The following is a 20,465-nucleotide window of genomic DNA, read 5'->3' as shown; positions in this document are numbered from 1 at the left end:
CGCCGGACTTAACTCAGTAAGACCAGGGAACCCCTGACCATTCGTGGTCAGGGGTTTTCTGCGTTCCCGGGGCCTGGAGGCCACGGTAGGATCGGCGGGTCATGACTGCGCCATTCACCACTGCCTCCGGCTCCGACATCCGCGTCCGCTTCTGCCCGAGCCCGACGGGGACCCCGCACGTCGGGCTCATCCGCACGGCGCTCTTCAACTGGGCGTACGCGCGCCACACGGGCGGCAAGCTCGTCTTCCGCATCGAGGACACCGACGCCGCCCGCGACAGCGAGGAGTCGTACGCGCAGATCCTCGACGCCTTGCGCTGGCTGCGGCTCGACTGGGACGAGGGCGTGGACGCCGACGGCGAGCACGGCCCGTACCGGCAGTCCGAGCGCACAGCGATCTACGACGACGTGATCGAGCAGCTCAAGGCCTCCGGGCACGTCTACGAGTCCTACGTGACCCCGGACGAGATGGAAGCCCGCAACCGTGCAGCCGGCCGCGACCCGAAGCAGGGTTACGACAACCACGAGCGCGACCTCACCGACGCCGAGCGCCAGGCCTTCCGCGACGAGGGGCGCGAGCCGGCGCTGCGACTGCGTGTGCCGGACCGCGACCTGAGCTTCGACGACCTGGTGCGCGGGGAGATCACCTTCAAGCAGGGGACGTTCCCGGACTTCGTGGTCGTGCGGCCGAACGGCAAGCCGCTCTACACGTTCACGAACCCGGTGGACGACGCCCTGATGGGCATCACGCACGTGCTCCGGGGCGAGGACCTGCTGTCGTCGACGCCGCGCCAGATCGCGCTCTACGAGGCGCTGTACGAGATCGGGATCGCTCCGGCCATCCCGGTGTTCGGCCACCTGCCGTACGTGATGGGGGAGGGCAACAAGAAGCTGTCGAAGCGCGACCCCGAGTCGAACCTGTTCCACCACCGTGCTGCCGGCATGATCCCGGAGGGGCTCGTCAACTACCTCGCGCTGCTCGGCTGGTCGATCGGCCCGGACCGCGACGTCTTCTCGATCGACGAGATGGTCGCCGCGTTCGACGTGACGCAGGTCAACCCGAACCCGGCCCGTTTCGACCACAAGAAGGCCGAGGCCATCAACGGGGACCACATCCGTCTGCTCGACGCCGACGACTTCCGGTCGCGCCTGCTGCCGTACCTGAACGAGTTCGTCTCGGACCCGGCGACGCCGGAGCAGCTCGCGGTCCTCACGAAGGCCGCGCCCCTCGTGCAGGAGCGCATGCAGCTGCTCGGCGAGGCGCCCGCGATGCTCGGCTTCCTGTTCACCGACGACGCCGACCTGGTGGTCGAGGACGACGCGCTCGCCTCGCTGAAGGGCGACACCACCGAGGTCGTCACGGCCAGCACCGCCGCCCTCGAGCAGGTCGAGGACTGGACGACCGAGGCGATCGAGGCCGCGCTCCGTGCGGCGCTCATCGACGGGCTCGGACTGAAGCCGCGGGTGGCCTTCGGGCCGCTGCGCGTCGCGGTGTCCGGCCGACGCATCAGCCCGCCGCTGTTCGAGTCGATGGAGATCCTCGGCAAGGACTCGACCCTGACGCGGCTCCGCGCCTTCGCGGCCCGCTGACCCGCCCACGATGAGCACCACCGAACCGCAGGACGGACCGGTCGTCCACGACGTCGCGGTGATCGGCGCCGGCCCGGCCGGGCTGAGCGCTGCGCTCAACCTGGTCCGTGCGAAGCGGACGGTGCTGCTCGTCGACGCCAACCGGCCCCGGAACGCGGCCACGCTGCGGTCGCACGGGTTCCTCACCCGCGACGGGATCTCGCCGCTGGAGCTCCGCAAACTCGGCCGTACCGAGGTGGAGGGCTACCCCGAGGCCACGGTCGTGCAGTCCGTCGTCGACCTCGTCACGCCGGACGCCGCGGGGTGGCGCCTGCACGGTGCGTGGCGGGGGACCCAGCTCGACGCCCGGGCGCGCGCCGTCGTCGTGGCCACGGGGCTCCGCGAGGAGTTCCCGGCGCTCCCGACGTTGCGGGCGTTCTACGGCACGTCCGTGCACAGCTGTGTCGAGTGCGACGCATACGACAAGGCCGGTGAGCCCCTCGCGTTCATCTGCGAGACCGACGACGTCGTCGACCGCGCCCTGCTCGTCGCGGCCTGGACGGACGACCTGGTCGTCTACACGAACGGCGTCGCCCGGGTGGACGACGCCGGCCGTGCCCGGCTCGCCGCCGCGGGCGTCGTGCTCGACGAGCGACGTGTCGAGGACCTGGAAGGCGACCGGACCGGCATGACCGGCGTCCGGCTCGCCGACGGGCACGTGGAGCCCCGTTCCGGTGGCTTCGTGCGCCCGACCTGGCACGCCGACCTCGACTGGCTGCAGGTCGCGGACGGTCCGGACGACCGCGACGACACGCCCGGAGGGCGCCCGCTGCTCCGTCGGGACGCGGACGGGCTGCTCGTCGTCGACCGGGTCGGCCGGACCTCGGTCCCGGGGCTCTACGCCGTGGGGGACGTGACGCCTCCGGGGCCGGAGCAGCTCATCGTGGCTGCCGGCCACGGTGCCGCGACGGCTGCCGCCGTGCACCGGGACCTGGTGGGTGGTCTCACGGACCTCCGGGATGCTGTACAGTAGTTGATCGTGCCCCGGACAACGGGACACGAGGCCGCAGGGCCTCTTGGGGTATGGTGTAATTGGCAACACAGCGGTTTCTGGTACCGTCGTTCTTGGTTCGAGTCCAGGTACCCCAGCACTCGACGAACAGCCCCCGGGATCATCCCGGGGGCTGTTCTCGTCTCCGCAGGCGATCCGCGAGACCGACGCGTCGCGTCGTGCAGGCGCCGCGTCGCCGTGTCGCCGGAGCACGGGACGGACAGGAGGCGCGGTGCGGGGCCGCGCCGAGCCTCCCGTCCGGCAGCCGGTTCCGTCTCCGGACCGTGCGCCGCCGCGCCCACCGCGCCGCCTGCACGACGGTTGCGGGTTTCCGTATCCGCACCGGCGGGTCCGCAAGCGACCCGGACCCGCATTGACCGGCGCCCCGCCCGCGGCGATGGTTGGACCGCGGGCGAGAGTACCCACTCGGCCGCGTTCCCGGTGGCGACGGTGCCGCGCCCACCCAACGGCGGCGTTCCCATGCCGTCGCGGCGTCGTCAGCGGACGCCGGTCCCACTTCGAGACACCCGACCGCAACCCTGACCCGACAGGACCGTGCTCATGCCCGTTCGAACCGTCCGCCCCGCAGACCCGAGGGTCTCCGTCGTCATCCCGGCCCGCAACGAGGCCCGCAACCTCGAGATCATCCTGCCGATGCTCCCGCCCGTGCACGAGGTGATCCTCGTCGACGGCAACTCGGTCGACGACACCGTCGCGACGGCGCAGCGCGTGCTGCCCGGCATCCGTGTCGTGCACCAGACCCGCAAGGGCAAGGGCAACGCGCTCGCCTGCGGGTTCGAAGCCGTGACCGGCGACGTGGTCGTCATGTTCGACGCCGACTGCTCCGCCGACCCCGAGGAGATCCCGCGCTTCGTGCAGGCGCTCGTCGACGGCGCCGACGTCGCGAAGGGCACCCGGTACGCCCTCGGCGGGGGGAGCGACGACATCACGATCCTGCGGAACCTCGGCAACCGCGGGCTGAACGCCCTGTGCAACGTCATCCTCGGCACCCGGTACAGCGACCTCTGCTACGGCTACAACGCCTTCTGGGCGGACGTCCTGCCGGAGATCGGGCTGCTCTCCTCCGAGCTGCCGCGCCCGGCCGACGGGACGATGCTCTGGGGCGACGGCTTCGAGATCGAGACCGTCCTGACCTGCCGCTGGTCGTCCGCCGCGTTGGCGATCACCGAGGTGCCGAGCCACGAGAAGCTCCGTGTGCACGGTCACAGCAACCTCAACGCCGTCACGGACGGCATCCGCGTGCTGAAGTCGATCATGCACGAGCGCCGTCGCGCCGTCGCCGGCCGTGCCGAGGCACGTCGCGTCGCCGTCCACGCCGTCCCCCCGATCGTCGCCGGCCAGCCGGCGGCGGCGCACGGCGCTCCCGTCGCGGCCGCTGCGGCCGCCGTGGTCGTCGGCCTCGAGGAGGACGTCGCGTGACGACCGTCGCGGTCGTCATCTGCGCGTACACGCAGCAGCGGTGGGGCGACCTGCAGGACAGCGTCGAATCCGCCGTCCGCCAACCCGAGCAGCCCGAGGTGGTCGTGGTGATCGACCACGAGCCCGAGCTCCTGGCCCGGGCGTCGGCGCGGTGGCCCGACCTGCGGGTCGTGCCGAACACCGAGGACCGCGGTCTCTCCGGCGCGCGGAACACCGGCGTCGCCCTGACCGAGGCGGACGTGGTCGCGTTCCTCGACGACGACGCCACGGCGGACCCCGACTGGTTGCGCCACCTGCTCGCCGCGCTCGAGGACCCCGAGGTCGTCGGCGTCGGCGGCCGTGCGACACCGTCCTGGCCGACCGCCACCGGGGCCGGCCCCTACGCCGACGAGCTGCTCTGGATCGTCGGGTGCTCGTACCGCGGGCTGCCGGAGGCGCCGGGCGACGTCCGCAACGTGATCGGGTCGAGCATGGCGTTCCGCCGCGAGGCGATCCTGCTGGCCGGCGGCTTCCGCTCCGGCATCGGCCGTGTCGGCGACCAGCCCCTCGGCTGCGAGGAGACCGAGCTGTGCATCCGGATCGCCCAGGTCCGGCCCGGCGCACGGATCCGCTACGAGCCGCGGTCGAACGTCGCGCACCGGGTCTCACCGGACCGCGTGACCATGCGCTACCTGCGCCGTCGGAGCTACTACGAGGGCATCTCGAAGGCGGTGCTCAGCCGGCGCGTCGGCACGGGGGACTCGCTCGCGAGCGAGTCGACGTACCTGACGCGGGTCATCCCCGGCGCCGTCCTGCGCGAACTCGGCCGGACCGGCCGCGGCGGCGGTCTCCGGGCCGGCGCGATCGTGCTGTCCGTTGCCTCGACCGTCCTCGGCTACGCCGTGGGCCGGGTGCTCGGCGGCGTGGTCGTCACCACGCCGGCGGCCCGCCCGGTCGAGCAGCCGGTGAGCGCGAGGTGACCGGGGCGACGCTCGCGCCGGTCACCTCGCCGGACCCGTCCGGCCCGCCCGCGTCCGACGACGGCACCCCGGTGCGCGACGGCCGCGACCGGGTGATGGGGCCCGCCGCGCGGCTCACGGCCGCTGCGACGGTGGTGGCCACGCTCCTCGTCGCGCTCGTCGGCACGGTCGCCGACCTGCCGACCCTGCGGGGGAGCGCCGTCGGGGTCTTCCTGTTCGCACTGCTCGGCGTCGCGCCGCTCCTGCTCGTCCGGCCGATGCCGCTCGCGCGGTTCGCCGTCCTCGCCGTGGCCGGCTCCCTGGTCGGGACGATCGGCATCGGGTACGTCATGGCGACGGCCCACAGCTGGGAGCCGTCCGGACCGTTCGTCGCCCTGGTCGTCGGCACCGTGGTGGCGCTCAACGTCGTCGTGCCGCGGGACCTGCGGGCGTTGCGGGCGCTGCGGACCGTACGCCCGTCCGGTGCGCCGCGCGGGTGGCGCACCGGACCGACCACGATCGTCACGACGCTCTCGCTCGTCGGGCTGGGCATCGTGGTCGTCGCTGCGGTGACCCACGTCGGCGACCCCGTGCCCGCCGGGCTGTTCGGTTCGCTCGGGCCCGGGCTCGTCGTCGGTCTCGTCCTGGTGGTCGCCGCGACGGTCCTGGCACTCGTCCGCGGACGCGGACTCGCGGTCCCCGTCGTGGTGCTCGGCGGTGTCGTCCAGCTCGCACAGGCGATCACGTACGGCGTGCCGACCGTGACCGCCGCCGCACGGCACATCGGCGTCCTCGAGTACATCCGGCAGCACGGCGGCACCGATCCCGCCGCCGACATCTTCCAGACGTGGTCCGGCCTGTTCGCCGGCGGTGCCTGGGTGGCCGACGTCGGCGGCATCGTCGACACGATGACGATCGCCGCGTGGGTGCCGGTGCTGCTCGCGTTCAGCACGACGATCGCGGTCGGGGTGCTCGCGGCACACTGGCTGCCCGGGACACGACGCCCCTGGGTCGCCGCGCTGCTCACCGCGATGACGGGATCGCTCAACACGACGTACTTCTCGCCGCAGTCGACCGGCATCCTGCTGTCCGTCGTCATCCTGGTGCTCGCGACCGGGCCCGTCCGGGACGCCACGACCCCATCCGGTGCGCGCACCCGGACCGTCGGACCGACCCGCATCGCCGCCATCGCGGTGATCGGCGTCGTGCTCGCCGTGACGCACCAGATCTCGCCCTACCTGACGGTCGCCGCGCTCGTCGTCCTGGTGGTCTTCCGACTGCTCCGGCCCTGGTGGTTGCCAGTCGTCGTGCTCGTGCCGGCAGTGGTGTTCGCCGCGTTGAACGGCGACGTGCTCGGCAAGTTCCTGTCCCTGGCCGCCGTCGGCCGTGTGCTCGACAACGTCCAGCCGCCCGCCCACGACCTGACCGTGCTGCCGCGACCGCTCGTCACCCGGTTGGCGTTCGACGTGCCGGCGGCCGCGCTCGTGCTGCTCGGCACGGCCGCGGTCGTCACGGTGCTGCTCCGCCGGGACCGCGTGCACTGGGCCCTGCTCGCCGCGGCCGCGAGCCCGGTGTCGCTGCTCGTCGCCACGAACTACGGCCAGGAGGGCGTGTTCCGCGTCGTCCTGTTCGCGACGCCCTGGATCGCCGTCCTGGCCGCCGCGCTCCCGCTGCCGGCCGGTCGGTTCGCGCCCGTCGGCGCGCTGCTGCGACGGGTGGGCCGTCCCACCGCGGTGCGGTACGCGGTCGCCGCTGCGGGGGTCGCCGCGCTCGTCGCGGTCGGGGCGTTCGGGCAGACCGCGCTCGACTGGAACCGGGTGATGACCCGCAGCCAGTCCGAGGCGACGCGGCTCTACGACCGCACCGCACCCGCAGGGTCGGTGATGCTGCTGACCGGCTCGGCGAACGCGGTGCCGAGCAACACCGGCGCACGGTACTTCGACGTCGGTTACCTGTCCCGCGAGGCCCTCGGACCGTACCCGTCCCCGCAGGGCTACGACGCGACCGCCGACGTGTCCGTCCTGACCCGGGAGCTCGTGCAGAACTGGGCCGCGACGAAGTACTACGCACTCGTCGCCGAACCGTTCGGTGCCTACGACGAGCGGTACGGCTACCAGAGCGACGCCGACTACCAGCGGCTCGCCCGGGCGATGGCGTCCTCGCCGCAGTGGCAGCGGGTCTGGTCGTCCGGCACCACGACGCTCTACGAGCTCACGCCGGCGGGGCTGCGCCGCGCCGCCGGGGCCGCGGGGTGACCCGCGTCGGACCGTCGCTCGATCCCCGTGCCGCAGCCGCCAACGGCGCGCCGGCGGCGCACGCCACCGGCCGCTCCCGACACCGCCGTGCAGCGAGCAGCGGCCGCCGTGCCGCGCTCGTCGCCGCGGCGGTCGTGGTCGCCGCGGCCGTCGTCGCCGGTGCCACGACAGGCCGGGACGTCGACGCGGTCGACCCGAGCGGAGCGGTGATGCCGACGGCCGACGGCGGCGGCGGGTGGCAGCGCGTCTTCGCCGAGGACTTCGCGCAACCGACCGCGACGGGCGCCTTCGAGCGCACCTACGGCGACCGGTTCTCGGTGTACCACGGGTTCGCGGACACCGCCGGGACGGGCCGCTACCAGGCCTCCGCCCTGACCGCGCACGACGGCGTGCTCGACGTGCACCTGCGCACCACCGCGGGCGGCACACCGCTCGCCGGCGGCGTCGTCCCCCTGGTCGACGGCCGGTGGGGCGGACAGACCGCCGGTCGGTACAGCATCCGCATGAAGAGCGACCGGGTCGACGGCTACGGCGTCGCGGTGCTGCTCTGGAGCGACGAGAACGTCTGGGCGGACGGCGAGGTCGACTTCCCCGAGGGCGCGCTCGGTGGCACGGCCGGGCTCAACGTGCACTGCGTCGGCGACCCGGAGCAGAAGTGCGTGCAGAACGAGACCGCCGCGTCGCTGGCCGACTGGCACACCTACACGATCGAGTGGACGCGCTCGCGGATGTCGTTCCTGGTCGACGGCGCCCTCGTCGGCACGACGACGGAGTTCATCCCGACGGCGCGGATGCACCTGGTCGTGCAGGCCGGCTCGATCGCCGGTGTCCCGCCTCGGAGCGCCGCCGGGTCCCTGCTCGTCGACTGGGTGACGATCGACGTGCCCGCGGCCGGTGCCGACCCGCAGGCGACCACGCCGGACCACGACGGGCGCTGAGCACCGGCACGACGGGCGCCGAGCGCCGGCGCGACGGGTGCTGAGCGCCGGCGTGACGGGTGCTGCGCGCCGGCACGGTGCGTGACGGGCGCTGGGCGCCCGCGCGGTGTGCGCCGTGCGACGGGCGCTCGGCGCCGGGGCGGTGCTCGGCGCGGTGCGGCCGGCGAGCCGCCCCCACCGGACGCGCGCCCTCGTGCTGCCGTCAGGACGAGGTCGTCGCGCCCCGTCCCCGAGCCGACCGCAGCCGGACGACGAACCACGGCAGGCAGGCGAGCACCCCGGCGGCCCGCACCCAGTTCCAGAGCGCGTCCTGCGGCACGAACAGCGACGCGGCCGCCACGAGGAGTGCCCCGGCGACCGGGAGCACGACCGCGGGCCCCGGGCCCGTCCAGGCACGCCGGTCGGGCAGGACCGCGAGCTGCAGCACCGCGAGCACGACGTACGCCAGGACGGTCGCGGCCCCGGCGCCGGCGATGCCGAACAGCGGGACGAGCACGAGGTTCGCGCCGATGTTCACCGCTCCCGCCACCGCCGCGATGACGCCGACCGCCACACCGCGTCGCTCCACGAGCAGCAGCCGGCCGGTGGCGCCGCTCGCGACGACCGGCAGGGCCGTGGCCGCGACGATGAAGACGACGACGGTGAGCCCCTGCACCCGGTAGGACGCCGGTGCCAGGACGGGCAGGGCGATCGGCGACACCAGGGTCACCGCGAGGAGCACGGGCGCGAGCAACCGGTACAGCTCGTCGCGGGCGTGCACGGCGAGCTCGCGCCGGGCCACGGCGTCGCGGACCGCGGCGAAGTGCGGCGCCCACGCCTGGTTCGTGAACGTGAGCAGCAGGATGACCGCCGACCCGACGACGTACGCGATCTGGTAGCGCGCGACCTCGTCCGGACCGAGCAGTCGCTGCACGACGATCCGGTCGCCGGCGTTCAGCACGAAGTACGACAGGTTGCCGAGCGCCACGGGGATGCCGAGACGGAACGCGCGGGCGGTCGTCCTGCGGTCGAGCAACCCGGCGATCCGCGGTCGCGTCGCCGCGATCCCCACGACCATCGCCGCGCCCTGCGCGACGACACCGCCCCACGCGTACGTGGTGGCGTCCGCGTGCACGGCGGCGAGCAGGCCGAGTCCGATGACGGACCCGCCGATCGACGACAGCAGGCTCGTCACGGCGAAGACGCGGATGCGGTCCTGGGCGACGAGCACTGCGAGGGACAGCTGGACGATGGCCGACGGTCCCGTCCAGAGCACGGCGACGAGGAGCAGCGGGTGCGCGCCGACGAACCCGGCGGCGTCGCCCCACGCGGGGATCGTCGCGAGCGCAGCCGTGGTCACGACGGCGGCGGTGACGACCCCGACCGCGAGCAGGCCGCGGGCCCGCCGGTCGTCGCCGTCCTCGGCGCGCTGCAGGACCGCCGCCTGGTCGAGGCCGGCGACCGCCAGCACGACGAGCGCCTGGTACAGCGCGATCGCCGAGGCCAGGACGCCGAACTCGGACGGCGGCATGAGGTGCGCGAGCACGGGCGAGATGAGCGACGAGACGACGAGCTGCATCGACCAGACGACGACGTAGAGCAACCCGCGGCCGAACAGGACCGAGGCGCCCTTGCGGACGGCTGATGCACCGTCGCCGTCGCGGGCGGCCCGTGCCTGCCGCCGGGTCTGCGGGGGCAGTGTCACGAGGTGACCGCTGCGGCCGTGCCCGGACGCAGCCCGAACGCGCCGTCGACGACGTCGAGCAGGTCGGCGCTGCGGTCCGTCGAGAACTTCCGCGCGAAGACCTGCGGCAGCGCGTCCGCGGTGTCGGTCCGGCCGGCGAGGAGCCGCCCGGCGTCCTCGATGGTCAGCCACGGCGGGCTCTTCTGCGCCGTGCCGTCCCACCCGATCCACCACAGCGAGTGCGGCACGTGCTCGTCGGCGAAGCCGGGCACCAGCGCGGGGGAGCCGAGCACGGAGAGCACGAACGTCTCGTCGGCCACCCAGGTGCGCCGCCAGAAGTGCGTCAGGTCCGGCCGGCGGTCCACCGTGTCGACGACCGCGGCCGCGTGCCGGCGCGCGAGGACCTTGAGCTGCGAGCCACCCGTCAGCACCACGTCACGCGGCGCTCGCCGCGGTACCGGCAGCCGCAGCATGTGCTTCCGCCAGGCCCAGTGCCGGTAGCGGATCCGGCCGACGCCGCCGTCGCGACCCCACTCCGGGTGCGGCAGCGGGTGCGCGAACACGAACGAGCGGTCCCGGTGTGCCTCGAGCAGCGCCGTCGTCTCCGCCGGGGACGCCAACGGGTAGTCGCTGCCGGTCAGCACGGCGACGTGCGTCGCGTCCGTCTCGGCGAGTGCCGCACGGTAGCCGGCGACCTCGGCCTCGACGTTCTCCCACCGGGCCCAGCCGGTCCGGATCCGCGGCAGCAGCCGCACCCGGTCGGGCAGCCCCTCGGTCATCGCCCGGTGGACGTCGTCCGGCGTCCGGGAGTCGCAGTGCAGGAACACGGGGAACGGGTCGAGCGCCTCGACGAGCCGCCGGACGTGCACGGGGTCCTCGTGCGCGAGGACGACGCAGGCCGGAGCCGCGGGGGAGATGGCCATGGACGCGACGCTAGGCGCACGCGATCGGGGCGACAAGGCGGCCGTGGGGCCACTGCGGTGAAGCGGCGGTTTCCCGCAGCGGGCCCGAGGATCAGCGCTGTCGGCGGAACCTCGGGCAGTCGCACAGTGCGCAGTCGCTGCCCGGACGGTAGTGCTCGTGGGCGTCCTGCACGTGGCCGCAGACGCAGGTCGGGACGCCGAGCTCGGTCGTGGGGCCCAGCGACATGCGTCCTCCTCGTGCCCGACGTGCTGCCGCCGGGTCTCCCGTCGATCCTAGGGGCAGCGCCCGGGAGCCGCCCGGACCGCCGACCCGGCCCGCTCCGTCCGTCCGCCGGGGGCCGCCGCGATCGCTCGCCCGGGCGCCTGGCGGCAAACCGCAAGTCGCGCGTCCGTCGCCGCACGCGCCTCCGGCCGTCGTTGACCGGCCGGAGCCCCCACCCGAGCATCGGAGCATGACCGAACCCCAGGCGACCGTCAGCGGCGTGCTCACCGTCACCCCCGCGATGCCGTCAGCCGGGGTCCCGACGTGGGCCGGAGCCGCCTGGGTCGGCGCCGTCGACCGGCAGGAGGCGGCCACCGCGACCGCCGTCGCCCTCCAGGACGCCGAGGGCTTCCGCCGCGCACGGCTCCTCGTCCGGGACGGCCGTGAGGTCGCCGGTTTCGTCGACGTCGCCGTCGACGCAGCGGGGGCGGTGGACCCGGCCGAGCTGGGACCGGCCGTCCGCGCACTGCGCGCCACGGGCCTCCCGGCCGCACCGACCGGCACGCCCGTCGGCCGCATCTCGGTCGTCATCGGTACCCGCGACCGACCGGACGACGTGCGGCACGTCGTCCGGTCGGTGCTCGACTCGGCGTACGACGACCTCGAGGTCGTCGTCGTCGACAACGCGCCCTCGACCACCGCCACCCGCGACGTGGTCGCGTCGTTCGACGACCCCCGGTTGCGCTACGTCCTGGAGGCCCGACCCGGCGTCTCACGCGCACGGAACGCCGGTCTCGCCGTCGCCTCGGGAGCCGTGGTCGCCTTCGTCGACGACGACGTGGTCGTCGACCGCCTCTGGCTCGCGGCGCTCGCCGAGGCGTACGCCCGCGACGCGGACGTCGTCTGCGTCACCGGGCTCGTGCCGAGCGGGGAGCTGCGCACGCCCACCCAGCGGTACTTCGACGAGCGGGTGACCTGGGCGCGGAACACCGACCGCCGGGTCTTCCGGACCTCGGCGCCGCCGGCCGACCTGCCGCTCTTCCCGTTCTCGGTCGGCGCGTTCGGCACCGGGGCGAACATGTCGCTGCGGCGCTCGGCCGCGCTCGCCCTGGGCGGCTTCGACGTCGCCCTCGGCCCGGGGACCCCCGCCCGCGCCGGCGAGGACCCGGACTTGTTCACGCGGGTGCTGTTCTCCGGCGGGGCGCTCGCCGTGGAGCCCGCGGCGGTGGTCTGGCACCGACACCGCTCCGACCGCGCCGCCCTGCGGTCCCAGGCGCTCGGCTACGGCACCGGTCTCGGGGCGTGGGTGACGAAGCTCGTGCTGCGACCGCGGACGGCGGTGGCGGTGCTCCGTCGGGCCGTCGGCGCGCTGCGGCAGCTCGGGGCGCTCGGGCAGGGGACGGCCGGTGCCGGCGAACCCGTCGCGGTGGACACCGTGGGCGGCTGGCCCGTCGACGACGAGTTCCGGCAGGCCACCGCCGGGCTGCAGCGCGTGGAGCTCCTCGCGGCGCTCGGCGGTCCGTGGCGGTACCTGGTCGGACGGGTTCGGCGGGGCTGACCTCCGCGCGCGGGGACGCGGCGCGCAGGGATGGTGCGCGGGCTGGCGCGACGATGTCGGTGTCGTGCGACGGCGGTGTTGTCGCGCTCGGCGCGGCTGGCGGGGGCTGGCGGGGCTGCGGCATCGTCGAGGTCGTGCGACGTCGACTTTGTCGCGCCGTGCGAGGGGCATCGGCGGCTGCGACATCGTCGGTGTCGTGCGACGTCGATCTCGTCGCACGGCAGCGCCGCCCGCACGTGCACGGCACCGGCACCGGCACCGGCGCGTCGTACCGCACCGGCACAGCGGACGGACCGCACCGTACCGGCACACCCCACCGGCACGGCACCGCCCGGTGCCCCTACGGGCGGAAGCGGCCCTCCTCGACCGAGCGCCAGAACCGTCGGCTGCGCAGGTACGCCGCCGGGCCGGCCGGGAAGCCGCGGAACTCGTGGAACGCGAGGGACCGGGGGATGCGCGTCGTCGAGGCCTCGGTCACCGTCTCCGGTGCTGCGTCGCGTCGTCCGGCCAGCCGGGAGACGAGCTGGCGGGTCTTGACGTCCGCGGCGACGGGCATCAGACGGGCCAGGGCCAGCAGGTGCCGGCGGTCCTTCACGACGAGCGCGCACATCAGGGCGGTGAAGCCGACGCCGTTCGAGTGCAGCTGGTGGTGCAGGCCGGCCAGGTCCTGGCGGTGCCGGTGGTGCACGACGGCGCGGGGTTCGAAGCCGATCCGGCCGCCGTTCCAGAGGATGTCGATGAAGATCGCGAGGTCCTCGCCGCCGCGGGCTGGTACCCCGGCGCCGAGCGTGGTGTCGAAGCCGCCCGCCGCGTCGAACGCGGACCGTCGGCACGCCCAGTTCGCGCCGGCGCCGTAGCCGCCGATGCCGTACACGGCGAAGTGCTTCCGGATCGAGCCGTCCGGGGCGACCGCGGAGACACGGGCGTGGCGCATGACACCGGGCACGTCGTCGGGGACGATCGTCACCGGGTCGAAGGTGCGCTCGCCGCTGAAGCCGCCGTAGTACGCCTCGTACCAGATCTGTGCCGGGGTGGCGAGTTCGACGGGCAGGATCATGCCGGTCACGGCCGAGAGCGCGGGCTCCCGCACGAAGCGGGTCCCGATCATCCGGAGCCACTGCGGGTCCACCCGCACGTCGTCGTCCGTGAAGGCGATGACCTCGCCGAGTGCTGCGGCGACCCCGGCGTTCCGACCCGCCGAGCACCCCGGGCGGCGTTCCGTGACGAGCCGGACCGTCCGGCCCTCGAGCAGGGCGGGCAGCGGGTCGGACTCGGGCAGCACCACCCGGTTGTCGACGAGGACCACCTCGTGCCGCGGGTAGTCGAGGTGCTCGAGCACGTCGAGCAACCGGCCGAGGTCCTCGACCCGGGCGACGACGGTCGAGACGACGATCGAGATCATCGGCAGCAGCTCGTCCGGCACCGGGGTGTCGTCACCGGCGCGGTCGGCGCGGACGCCCGCGATCGGCTCGAGCGCGCGTGCGGCGTCGTCGGGGTCCGCCGTCAGCAGCACCTCGCGCGTCGCGACGGGGTGTCCGTCGCGGTAGCCGACGACCAGTGCCGAGGTGCCGGTCTCGTCGGCGACGAGCCGGGGCAGGGGAGCGTCGAGGTCGACGCTGACGACCCGTCGGGGCCCGGGCACGGAGACGGAGGAGAGCTGGGTCATGCCGCGGACGCTACGGGGGCACGCCGGAGCCGGACAACGGCGCGGGAGCGCAGTGGCGGTGTTCGTGCGGACTCCCGCACCGGTGCGGATCCGGCCGAGCGGTGGTGAGCGCTCACGGGACATCCACGCCGGGTTCCGAGGTCACGCTCAGGTCACGGTGTCAGTGCAACCGGTTGCAGGAGCACGCCGCCGGGCGTAGCGTCACCGCCCAGCAGGCAGCGTCGCCTGCTCCAGGACAGCGTCGGACGGTTCCGTCCGACGTCGTCCTGGTGATCTCGATGAGGAGACAACGCTGTGAAGACAACACGCGCCAGGGTGCGGTCCGCATCCGTTGCGGGGGTCGCGGTCATCGGCCTCGTGCTCACCGGCTGCTCGAGCGGGAGCTCGGGAGCGGGCGATGCGGCGAACGGGCAGGACAGCCGCGGACCCATCACCTACGTGCAGGGCAAGGACAACTCGAACGTCGTCCGACCGCTGATCGCGAAGTGGAACAAGGCCCACCCCGACGAGAAGGTCACGTTCAAGGAGCAGTCCGACCAGGCCGACCAGCAGCACGACGACCTCGTGCAGCACTTCCAGGCGAAGGACTCCGGCTACGACGTCGTCGACGTGGACGTCGTCTGGACGGCCGAGTTCGCGGCGAAGAACTGGCTCACCCCGCTGAAGGGGTCGATGGCGATCGACACGTCGAAGCTCCTGCCCGCCACGGTGAAGACGGCGACGTACAACGACACCCTCTACGCCGCACCGCAGACCTCGGACGGCGCGCTGCTCTACTACCGCAAGGACCTCGTCAAGACGCCCCCGACGACCTGGGCCGAGATGATGGACGACTGCTCGATCGCGAAGGACGAGGGCATCGGCTGCTACGCCGGCCAGTTCGCGAAGTACGAGGGTCTGACCGTGAACGCCTCCGAGGCCATCAACGGCTCCGGCGGATCGATCCTGTCGTCCAGCGGCAGCCCGGACGTCGACAACGGCGACGCGAAGGCCGGCCTGCAGAACCTGGTCGACGCGTTCCAGGACGGGAACATCCCGGCCGAGGCGATCACCTACCAGGAGGAGCAGGGCCGCACCGCGTTCGAGTCCGGCAAGTTGCTGTTCCTGCGCAACTGGCCCTACGTGTACAACCTCGCCAAGACCGACGGCTCGTCGAAGGTGCAGGACACCTTCGGCGTCGCACCGATCCCCGGCAAGGACGGCACGGGTGCCTCGACGCTCGGCGGTCACAACGCGGCGATCAGCGTCTACTCGAAGCACAAGGCGACGGCGCACGACTTCCTCGAGTTCCTCACCTCGGACGAGACGCAGAAGTTCTTCGCGACCCAGGGCTCGCTGGCCCCGGTCGTCGGCGACCTCTACACCGACCCCGAGCTGACCGCGAAGCTGCCGTACCTGCCGACGCTGCTCAAGTCGATCGAGTCCGCCGAACCGCGGCCGGTCACGCCCTTCTACCCGGCGGTGACGAAGGCGATCCAGGACAACACCTACGCCGCCCTCAAGGGCTCGAAGACCGTCGACGCGGCGGTGCAGGACATGCAGGCCGCCCTGCAGTCCGCCACCGACAGCGGCAACTAGCGGACGCGGCGCACGTCGCACCGGACGGGAGGCGCGGGTCGACCCCGCCCCGCGCCTCCCGTCCGTCCCGTCCTGCGTCCCGACACCCGGCAAGGAGGCCGACACGTGTCAGCAGCAACCGAGATCCCCGCAGCCGTCCCGAACCCCACGGGGACGGAGCCGGAGCGCCGACGGCGCCCCGGCGGACTCAACGCGGACCACGGCCGGTGGGCCGTGTACCTCATCGGCCCGACGATCGTGCTCCTCGCGGTCGTCATCGGCTACCCGGTGGTCAGCGCGATCGTCCAGTCGTTCCAGCTCGACCAGGGCCTGGACAAGGCGACGGGCATGTTCGTGCAGGGCGGCTTCGCCGGCCTGGCCAACTACGTGCACTGGCTCGGCCAGCGGTGCGGCGAGGTCAGCTGCCCGCCCGGCAGCCTCGGCTCGCAGTTCTGGGTGGCCTTCGGCAACACCTTCTTCTTCACGGCCGTGACCGTGGTGCTCGAGACCGTCATCGGGCTCTGGATGGCGATCATCATGAACCGCGACTTCCGCGGCCGTGCGTTCGTCCGCGCCGCGATCCTCGTGCCGTGGGCGATCCCGACCGCGGTGACGGCGAAGCTCTGGTACTTCATCTTCGACGCCAACGGCGTCCTCAACCACGTCATCGGTCACCAGGTCCTCTGGTTCTCCGACGAGTGGGCGTCCCGCTTCGCCATCGTCATCGCGGACACGTGGAAGACGACCCCGTTCATGGCGCTGCTCATCCTGGCCGGCCTGCAGCTCATCCCCGAGGACGTCTACGAGGCCGGGAAGATGGACGGGGCGTCGACCGTGCAACGCTTCCTGCTCATCACGCTGCCCCTGGTCCGTCCGGCGCTGATGGTCGCCGTGCTGTTCCGCGTGCTCGACGCGCTGCGCATCTACGACCTCATCGCCATCATGACCGGCGGCGGTGGCGGATCCGGCAACGCGACCGTCTCGCTCTCCGTGCTCGTCGTCGACCAGATCCGGCAGGGGTTCAACGCCGCCTCGGCGCTGTCCACCATCACGTTCCTCATCGTCTTCATCGTCGCCTTCGTCTTCGTCCGCTTCCTCGGGGCGAACGTCGTGCAGACCCAGGCAGCCCAGCAGAAGGGTGAACTCAAGTGACCCTCGCAGCCGACCGACCACGGTCCCCGGCGGCGACGCGCCGCGACCGCGCCGCCGACCGTTCCGACGTCCGGGTGCGCCGCCACCACGGGCCGACCGTCCGCACCGTCGTGCAGGCCGCCGTCATCGCCGTCTGGTGCCTGCTGCCGTTCTACTGGATGGTGGTGACGAGCTTCCGCGACGTCGGCTACACGTTCGACCCGACGCCGTGGTTCACCCACGTCACGCTCGACAACTACGCGACCGCGTTCTCCACGGCACTCGGCAACCACCTCGGTCGGGCGCTGCTCAACAGCGTCTTCATCGGGATCGCCGTGACCGTCATCGCGCTGCTGGTCGGCACGTCGGCGGCGTACGCGCTCGCCCGGCTCGAGTTCCGCGGCAAGTCGCTCATCGCCGGCGCGATCCTCGCCGCCTCGATGTTCCCGGGCGTCGCGCTCATCTCGCCGCTGTTCCAGCTCTTCACCGACATCGGGTGGATGGGGAGCTACCAGGCGCTCATCCTGCCGAGCATCTCGTTCGTGCTGCCGCTGACGGTCTACACGCTGGCGTCGTTCTTCCGCGAGATGCCCTGGGACCTCGAGGAGGCGGCGCGGATCGACGGGTGCACCCGCGTCCAGGCGTTCCGGCGGATCATCCTGCCGCTCGCCGCGCCCGCCGTGTTCACGACGGCGATCCTGGCGTTCATCTCGAGCTGGAACGAGTACCTCATCTCGTCGCAGCTGTCGAGCGACGCGACGCAGCCGGTCACGGTGGCGATCGCCTCGTTCGCCGGGTCGCAGCCGCACCAGGAGCCCTACACGGCGGTGATGGCTGCGGGCACGATCGTCACGATCCCGCTCGTCGTCCTCGTCCTCGTCTTCCAACGCCGGATCGTGGCCGGCCTGACCGCCGGCGGCGTGAAGGGCTGACGACGATGGCACAGCGCGGCCCCACCCGGCCCACCGCACGGATCGAGGAGGCGATCGGCTTCGTCGGCGCGTTCGGCGTCCTGTTCCTCGTCGTCACGGTGTCCTGCGAGCTCGCCGGGCGGCCGGCGCTCGGCTGGGCGCTCACCCTGCTCGCGTGCGTGCTCGCCGTGGTCGCGCTCGACCGCTGGCGGGTCCGGGTCCTCCGGCGGCAGGACGACGACGGCTCCGGGACCGCCGCCGCGTTCGTCCCCGTGCGCTCCGGCAGCAGCCGCGACGACCAGCCCGGCCCGGACGGCCGGGTGCACGGACACGTCGGCTGGGACGAGGTCGAGCGGGCCGGACGTGCCCGACGAGCCGGACGGCCACGGCGCGAGCGGCGTGACGGACCGGCCGGGGGTGGCGGTCCCGGCCCGACGGACACGACGGACGCACCCGCGGGACCGGACCACGGCGCTCGGGCCGTGCACCCGGCGGACGCGACGCGCGCGACGGAGCGGTGACGGGCCTCCCGGGCGGTGCGGCGGGCATCCAGCAGATCGCGACCGCCACGGGGTTGTCGAAGTCGACGGTGTCGCGCGCGCTCCGCGGGATGCCGAGCGTGGCGGACACCACCGTCGACCAGGTGCGGCGCGTCGCCGACGAGCTCGGCTACGTCCCGAGTTCCGCGGCGGCCGGCCTCGCGACCGGGCGGCAGCGCGCGGTGGGCGTCGTGCTGCCGGTGATCGACCGGTGGTTCTTCGTCAAGGCGCTCGGCGGCGTCGACGCCGAGCTCAAGCGCGCCGGGTACGACCTCGTCCTCTACAACCTCGGCGGGCCGGGCGGCGACCGCGACCGGGCGTTCCGGCGGTCGATGCTGCGGCACCGGGTGGACGGCCTCGTCCTCATGTCCCTGGTGCTCGACGCGACCGAACGCGCCGAACTCGAACTCGCACGGCACCCGATGATCGTGATCGGCGGCCCCGCACCGGGCCTGCGGAACGTCGGCGTGGACGACCGTGCCGTCACCCGGACCGCGGTCGGGCACCTGTGCGCGCTCGGGCACCGCGCGGTCGCCTACGTCGGCGGGCAGGACGAGGCCGGGATGAACGTCGCCGTACCGCACCTGCGCCGGGACGGCTTCGTCGACGCGATGCGGGCCGCGGGTAGGACCGTGCCGGGACACCGGCTGGTCGACGGCGGCTTCTCGTTCCCGGGCGGCGTCGCGGCGGGAACGGCGCTGCTCGACGTGGCGGAGCGGCCGACGGCGGTGCTCTGCGCCTCGGACGAGATGGCGCTCGGGGTGCTCCTCGCGGCGCACCGTGCCGGGCTGTCGGTGCCGGAGGACCTGTCGGTGATGGGGATCGACGGCCACGAGTACGGCCGGACCGTCGGACTGACGACCGTCGCGCAGGACCCGGAGGCGCAGGGGAGGACGGCCGCGCGCGCGGTACTCGCCGAGGTCGAGGGGGCGGCCACGCGGTCGATCGCGGCGGCGCCCGCGGCGCTCGTCGTGCGTGCGACGACGGGGCGGGTGCCGGGCGGTTGACGGCGGACGGGGTGCGGGCGCGGCGCACGCGGCTCGGTGCGGGCGGCGCGGACGTGGCGCGGAGCACGCGGCTCGGTGCGGGCGGCGCGGACGTGGCGCGGATTCGTGTCGCACAACCGAAGTGCGCTCGAACCCGGGAACCGCGCGGCGCGGGCTCACTTTGGTTGTGCGGCGTCACCGTCCCCGAGCGGCGAGCGGCGAGCGGCGAGCGGCGAGCGGCGGGCACCGGGCGGCGGTGCGACGCACGCGGTCCCCGTCGGCGCCGCGTAGGGTCGCCCGCATGGAGGTCACGAAGCTCGAACACGCCTGCCAGATCGTCACCGAGGGCGGCGCCCGCCTCGTCCTCGACCCCGGCGAGCTCACCCGACCGGTGGAGGCCACCGGGGTCGTCGCCGTCGTGGTCACGCACGAGCACCCCGACCACGTCACGCCCGAGCAGGTGCTCCGGATCACGGCGGCGAACCCCGGTGCCGTCGTCATCGGGCCCGAGGGGGTCCGGGCCGTCCTCGCCGACGCGGGCATCGAGGTCGACGTCGTCACCCACGGCGACCACCGCACCGTCGGGCCGTTCACGCTCGACTTCCACGGGACGCGGCACAACGTCATCCACGCGAGCGTCCCCGTCGTCGACAACACCGGCGTGCTCGTGGGCGGCCGGCTGTTCCACCCGGGCGACTCGTACACCGTTCCCGACGTCCCCGTCGAGGTGCTCGCCGCGCCCGTCGGGGCACCGTGGCTCAAGGTGGGTGAGCTGATGGACTACGTCGCCGCGGTCGCCCCGTCGCGTGCATACCCGGTCCACGAGGCCACCCTGTCCGACGTCGGGTACGCGATGCACACCGGGCGCCTCCGCGACGCGCTCGGCACCGCGGGCGAACTCGTCGTGCTCCGGCCGGGGGAGTCCATGACCGTCTGACCACGCCACGTCCGCGGGGCGACCGGTCCCGGGTGCGGCTCGCGGCTCCGGACGCCCGCACGGTCGGACGGGAGGCCCGTGGCGGGCCCCGCCACGGGCCTCCCGTCCGACGGCACACCCGGGCGACACGCCTCGTTTTGGCTCCGTGCGCGGCTTGTGCCATACTTGTCGAGTTGTCGGAACGGCCCCATCGTATAGCGGC

16 protein-coding genes and 1 tRNA gene are annotated in these 20,465 nt (G+C 73.6%); 14 read left to right on the top strand and 3 right to left on the bottom strand.

The window, feature by feature from the left end; translation table 11 throughout:
- The first annotated feature begins 101 nt into the window (after window positions 1–101).
- The 7 genes from gltX (at window position 102) to BIU97_RS02720 (ending at window position 8,190) form a co-directional block, all read left to right on the top strand.
- Window positions 102–1,589, top strand: a complete 1,488-nt coding sequence (gene gltX / locus BIU97_RS02750) for a glutamate--tRNA ligase (protein WP_071297014.1) — start codon at window positions 102–104, stop codon at window positions 1,587–1,589.
- A gap of 10 nt (window positions 1,590–1,599) precedes the next feature.
- The gene (locus BIU97_RS02745) at window positions 1,600–2,601 is read left to right on the top strand and encodes an NAD(P)/FAD-dependent oxidoreductase (RefSeq protein ID WP_071253897.1); all 1,002 of its coding nucleotides are present in this window, start codon (window positions 1,600–1,602) and stop codon (window positions 2,599–2,601) included.
- A gap of 44 nt (window positions 2,602–2,645) precedes the next feature.
- A tRNA-Gln gene (locus BIU97_RS02740) sits at window positions 2,646–2,717 on the top strand.
- Window positions 2,718–3,180: 463 nt separating this feature from the next.
- A complete protein-coding gene (locus tag BIU97_RS02735; protein WP_254782854.1) occupies window positions 3,181–4,059 on the top strand; it encodes a glycosyltransferase family 2 protein in 879 nt (292 codons plus the stop codon).
- Window positions 4,056–5,018, top strand: a complete 963-nt coding sequence (locus BIU97_RS02730) for a glycosyltransferase family 2 protein (RefSeq protein WP_071253896.1) — start codon at window positions 4,056–4,058, stop codon at window positions 5,016–5,018. Before BIU97_RS02735 ends, BIU97_RS02730 begins: the two co-directional genes overlap by 4 nt.
- A complete protein-coding gene (locus BIU97_RS02725) occupies window positions 5,015–7,252 on the top strand; it encodes a hypothetical protein (protein ID WP_071297013.1) in 2,238 nt (745 codons plus the stop codon). The genes BIU97_RS02730 and BIU97_RS02725 overlap by 4 nt, the downstream gene beginning before the upstream one ends.
- The gene (locus tag BIU97_RS02720; RefSeq protein ID WP_071297012.1) at window positions 7,249–8,190 is read left to right on the top strand and encodes a glycoside hydrolase family 16 protein; all 942 of its coding nucleotides are present in this window, start codon (window positions 7,249–7,251) and stop codon (window positions 8,188–8,190) included. The genes BIU97_RS02725 and BIU97_RS02720 overlap by 4 nt, the downstream gene beginning before the upstream one ends.
- Before the next feature lie 202 nt (window positions 8,191–8,392).
- On the opposite strand, the gene BIU97_RS02715 is transcribed toward BIU97_RS02720, so the two are convergent.
- Both BIU97_RS02715 and BIU97_RS02710 read right to left on the bottom strand, forming a co-directional pair.
- Window positions 8,393–9,874 carry a lipopolysaccharide biosynthesis protein gene (locus BIU97_RS02715; RefSeq protein ID WP_083420796.1) on the bottom strand — a complete coding sequence of 494 codons (1,482 nt, stop codon included), beginning with the start codon at window positions 9,872–9,874 and terminating at the stop codon, window positions 8,393–8,395.
- Window positions 9,871–10,776 (bottom strand): beta-1,6-N-acetylglucosaminyltransferase, encoded by a 906-nt coding sequence (locus tag BIU97_RS02710; RefSeq protein ID WP_083420795.1) that lies wholly within the window; start codon window positions 10,774–10,776, stop codon window positions 9,871–9,873. Before BIU97_RS02710 ends, BIU97_RS02715 begins: the two co-directional genes overlap by 4 nt.
- Before the next feature lie 452 nt (window positions 10,777–11,228).
- Between BIU97_RS02710 and BIU97_RS02705 the strand changes: the two genes are divergently transcribed.
- Complete coding sequence (locus BIU97_RS02705; protein ID WP_071297011.1) at window positions 11,229–12,536, top strand: glycosyltransferase family 2 protein; 1,308 nt, start codon at window positions 11,229–11,231, stop codon at window positions 12,534–12,536.
- A 340-nt stretch (window positions 12,537–12,876) separates the two neighbouring features.
- On the opposite strand, the gene BIU97_RS02700 is transcribed toward BIU97_RS02705, so the two are convergent.
- A complete protein-coding gene (locus BIU97_RS02700; protein WP_071297010.1) occupies window positions 12,877–14,202 on the bottom strand; it encodes a glycosyltransferase in 1,326 nt (441 codons plus the stop codon).
- A gap of 294 nt (window positions 14,203–14,496) precedes the next feature.
- On the opposite strand from BIU97_RS02700, the gene BIU97_RS02695 reads away from it, so the two are divergent.
- The 6 genes from BIU97_RS02695 (at window position 14,497) to BIU97_RS02670 (ending at window position 20,263) form a co-directional block, all read left to right on the top strand.
- Complete coding sequence (locus tag BIU97_RS02695; protein ID WP_071297009.1) at window positions 14,497–15,780, top strand: ABC transporter substrate-binding protein; 1,284 nt, start codon at window positions 14,497–14,499, stop codon at window positions 15,778–15,780.
- Window positions 15,781–15,885: 105 nt separating this feature from the next.
- A complete protein-coding gene (locus BIU97_RS02690; RefSeq protein WP_083420794.1) occupies window positions 15,886–16,911 on the top strand; it encodes a carbohydrate ABC transporter permease in 1,026 nt (341 codons plus the stop codon).
- Window positions 16,908–17,822, top strand: coding sequence for a carbohydrate ABC transporter permease (locus BIU97_RS02685; protein WP_071297008.1), 915 nt, complete (start codon window positions 16,908–16,910; stop codon window positions 17,820–17,822). The genes BIU97_RS02690 and BIU97_RS02685 overlap by 4 nt, the downstream gene beginning before the upstream one ends.
- Window positions 17,823–17,827: 5 nt before the next feature.
- Complete coding sequence (locus BIU97_RS17910; protein WP_071297007.1) at window positions 17,828–18,322, top strand: hypothetical protein; 495 nt, start codon at window positions 17,828–17,830, stop codon at window positions 18,320–18,322.
- Window positions 18,319–19,347, top strand: coding sequence for a LacI family DNA-binding transcriptional regulator (locus tag BIU97_RS02675; RefSeq protein WP_254782852.1), 1,029 nt, complete (start codon window positions 18,319–18,321; stop codon window positions 19,345–19,347). Before BIU97_RS17910 ends, BIU97_RS02675 begins: the two co-directional genes overlap by 4 nt.
- A gap of 280 nt (window positions 19,348–19,627) precedes the next feature.
- Window positions 19,628–20,263 (top strand): MBL fold metallo-hydrolase, encoded by a 636-nt coding sequence (locus BIU97_RS02670; RefSeq protein WP_071297006.1) that lies wholly within the window; start codon window positions 19,628–19,630, stop codon window positions 20,261–20,263.
- Window positions 20,264–20,465 lie beyond the last annotated feature (202 nt).

Origin of the sequence: Curtobacterium sp. MCBA15_009 (assembly GCF_001864895.1) — a bacterium.
Lineage (GTDB): Bacteria > Actinomycetota > Actinomycetes > Actinomycetales > Microbacteriaceae > Curtobacterium.
This window is presented reverse-complemented; position numbering and strand designations above follow the sequence as displayed.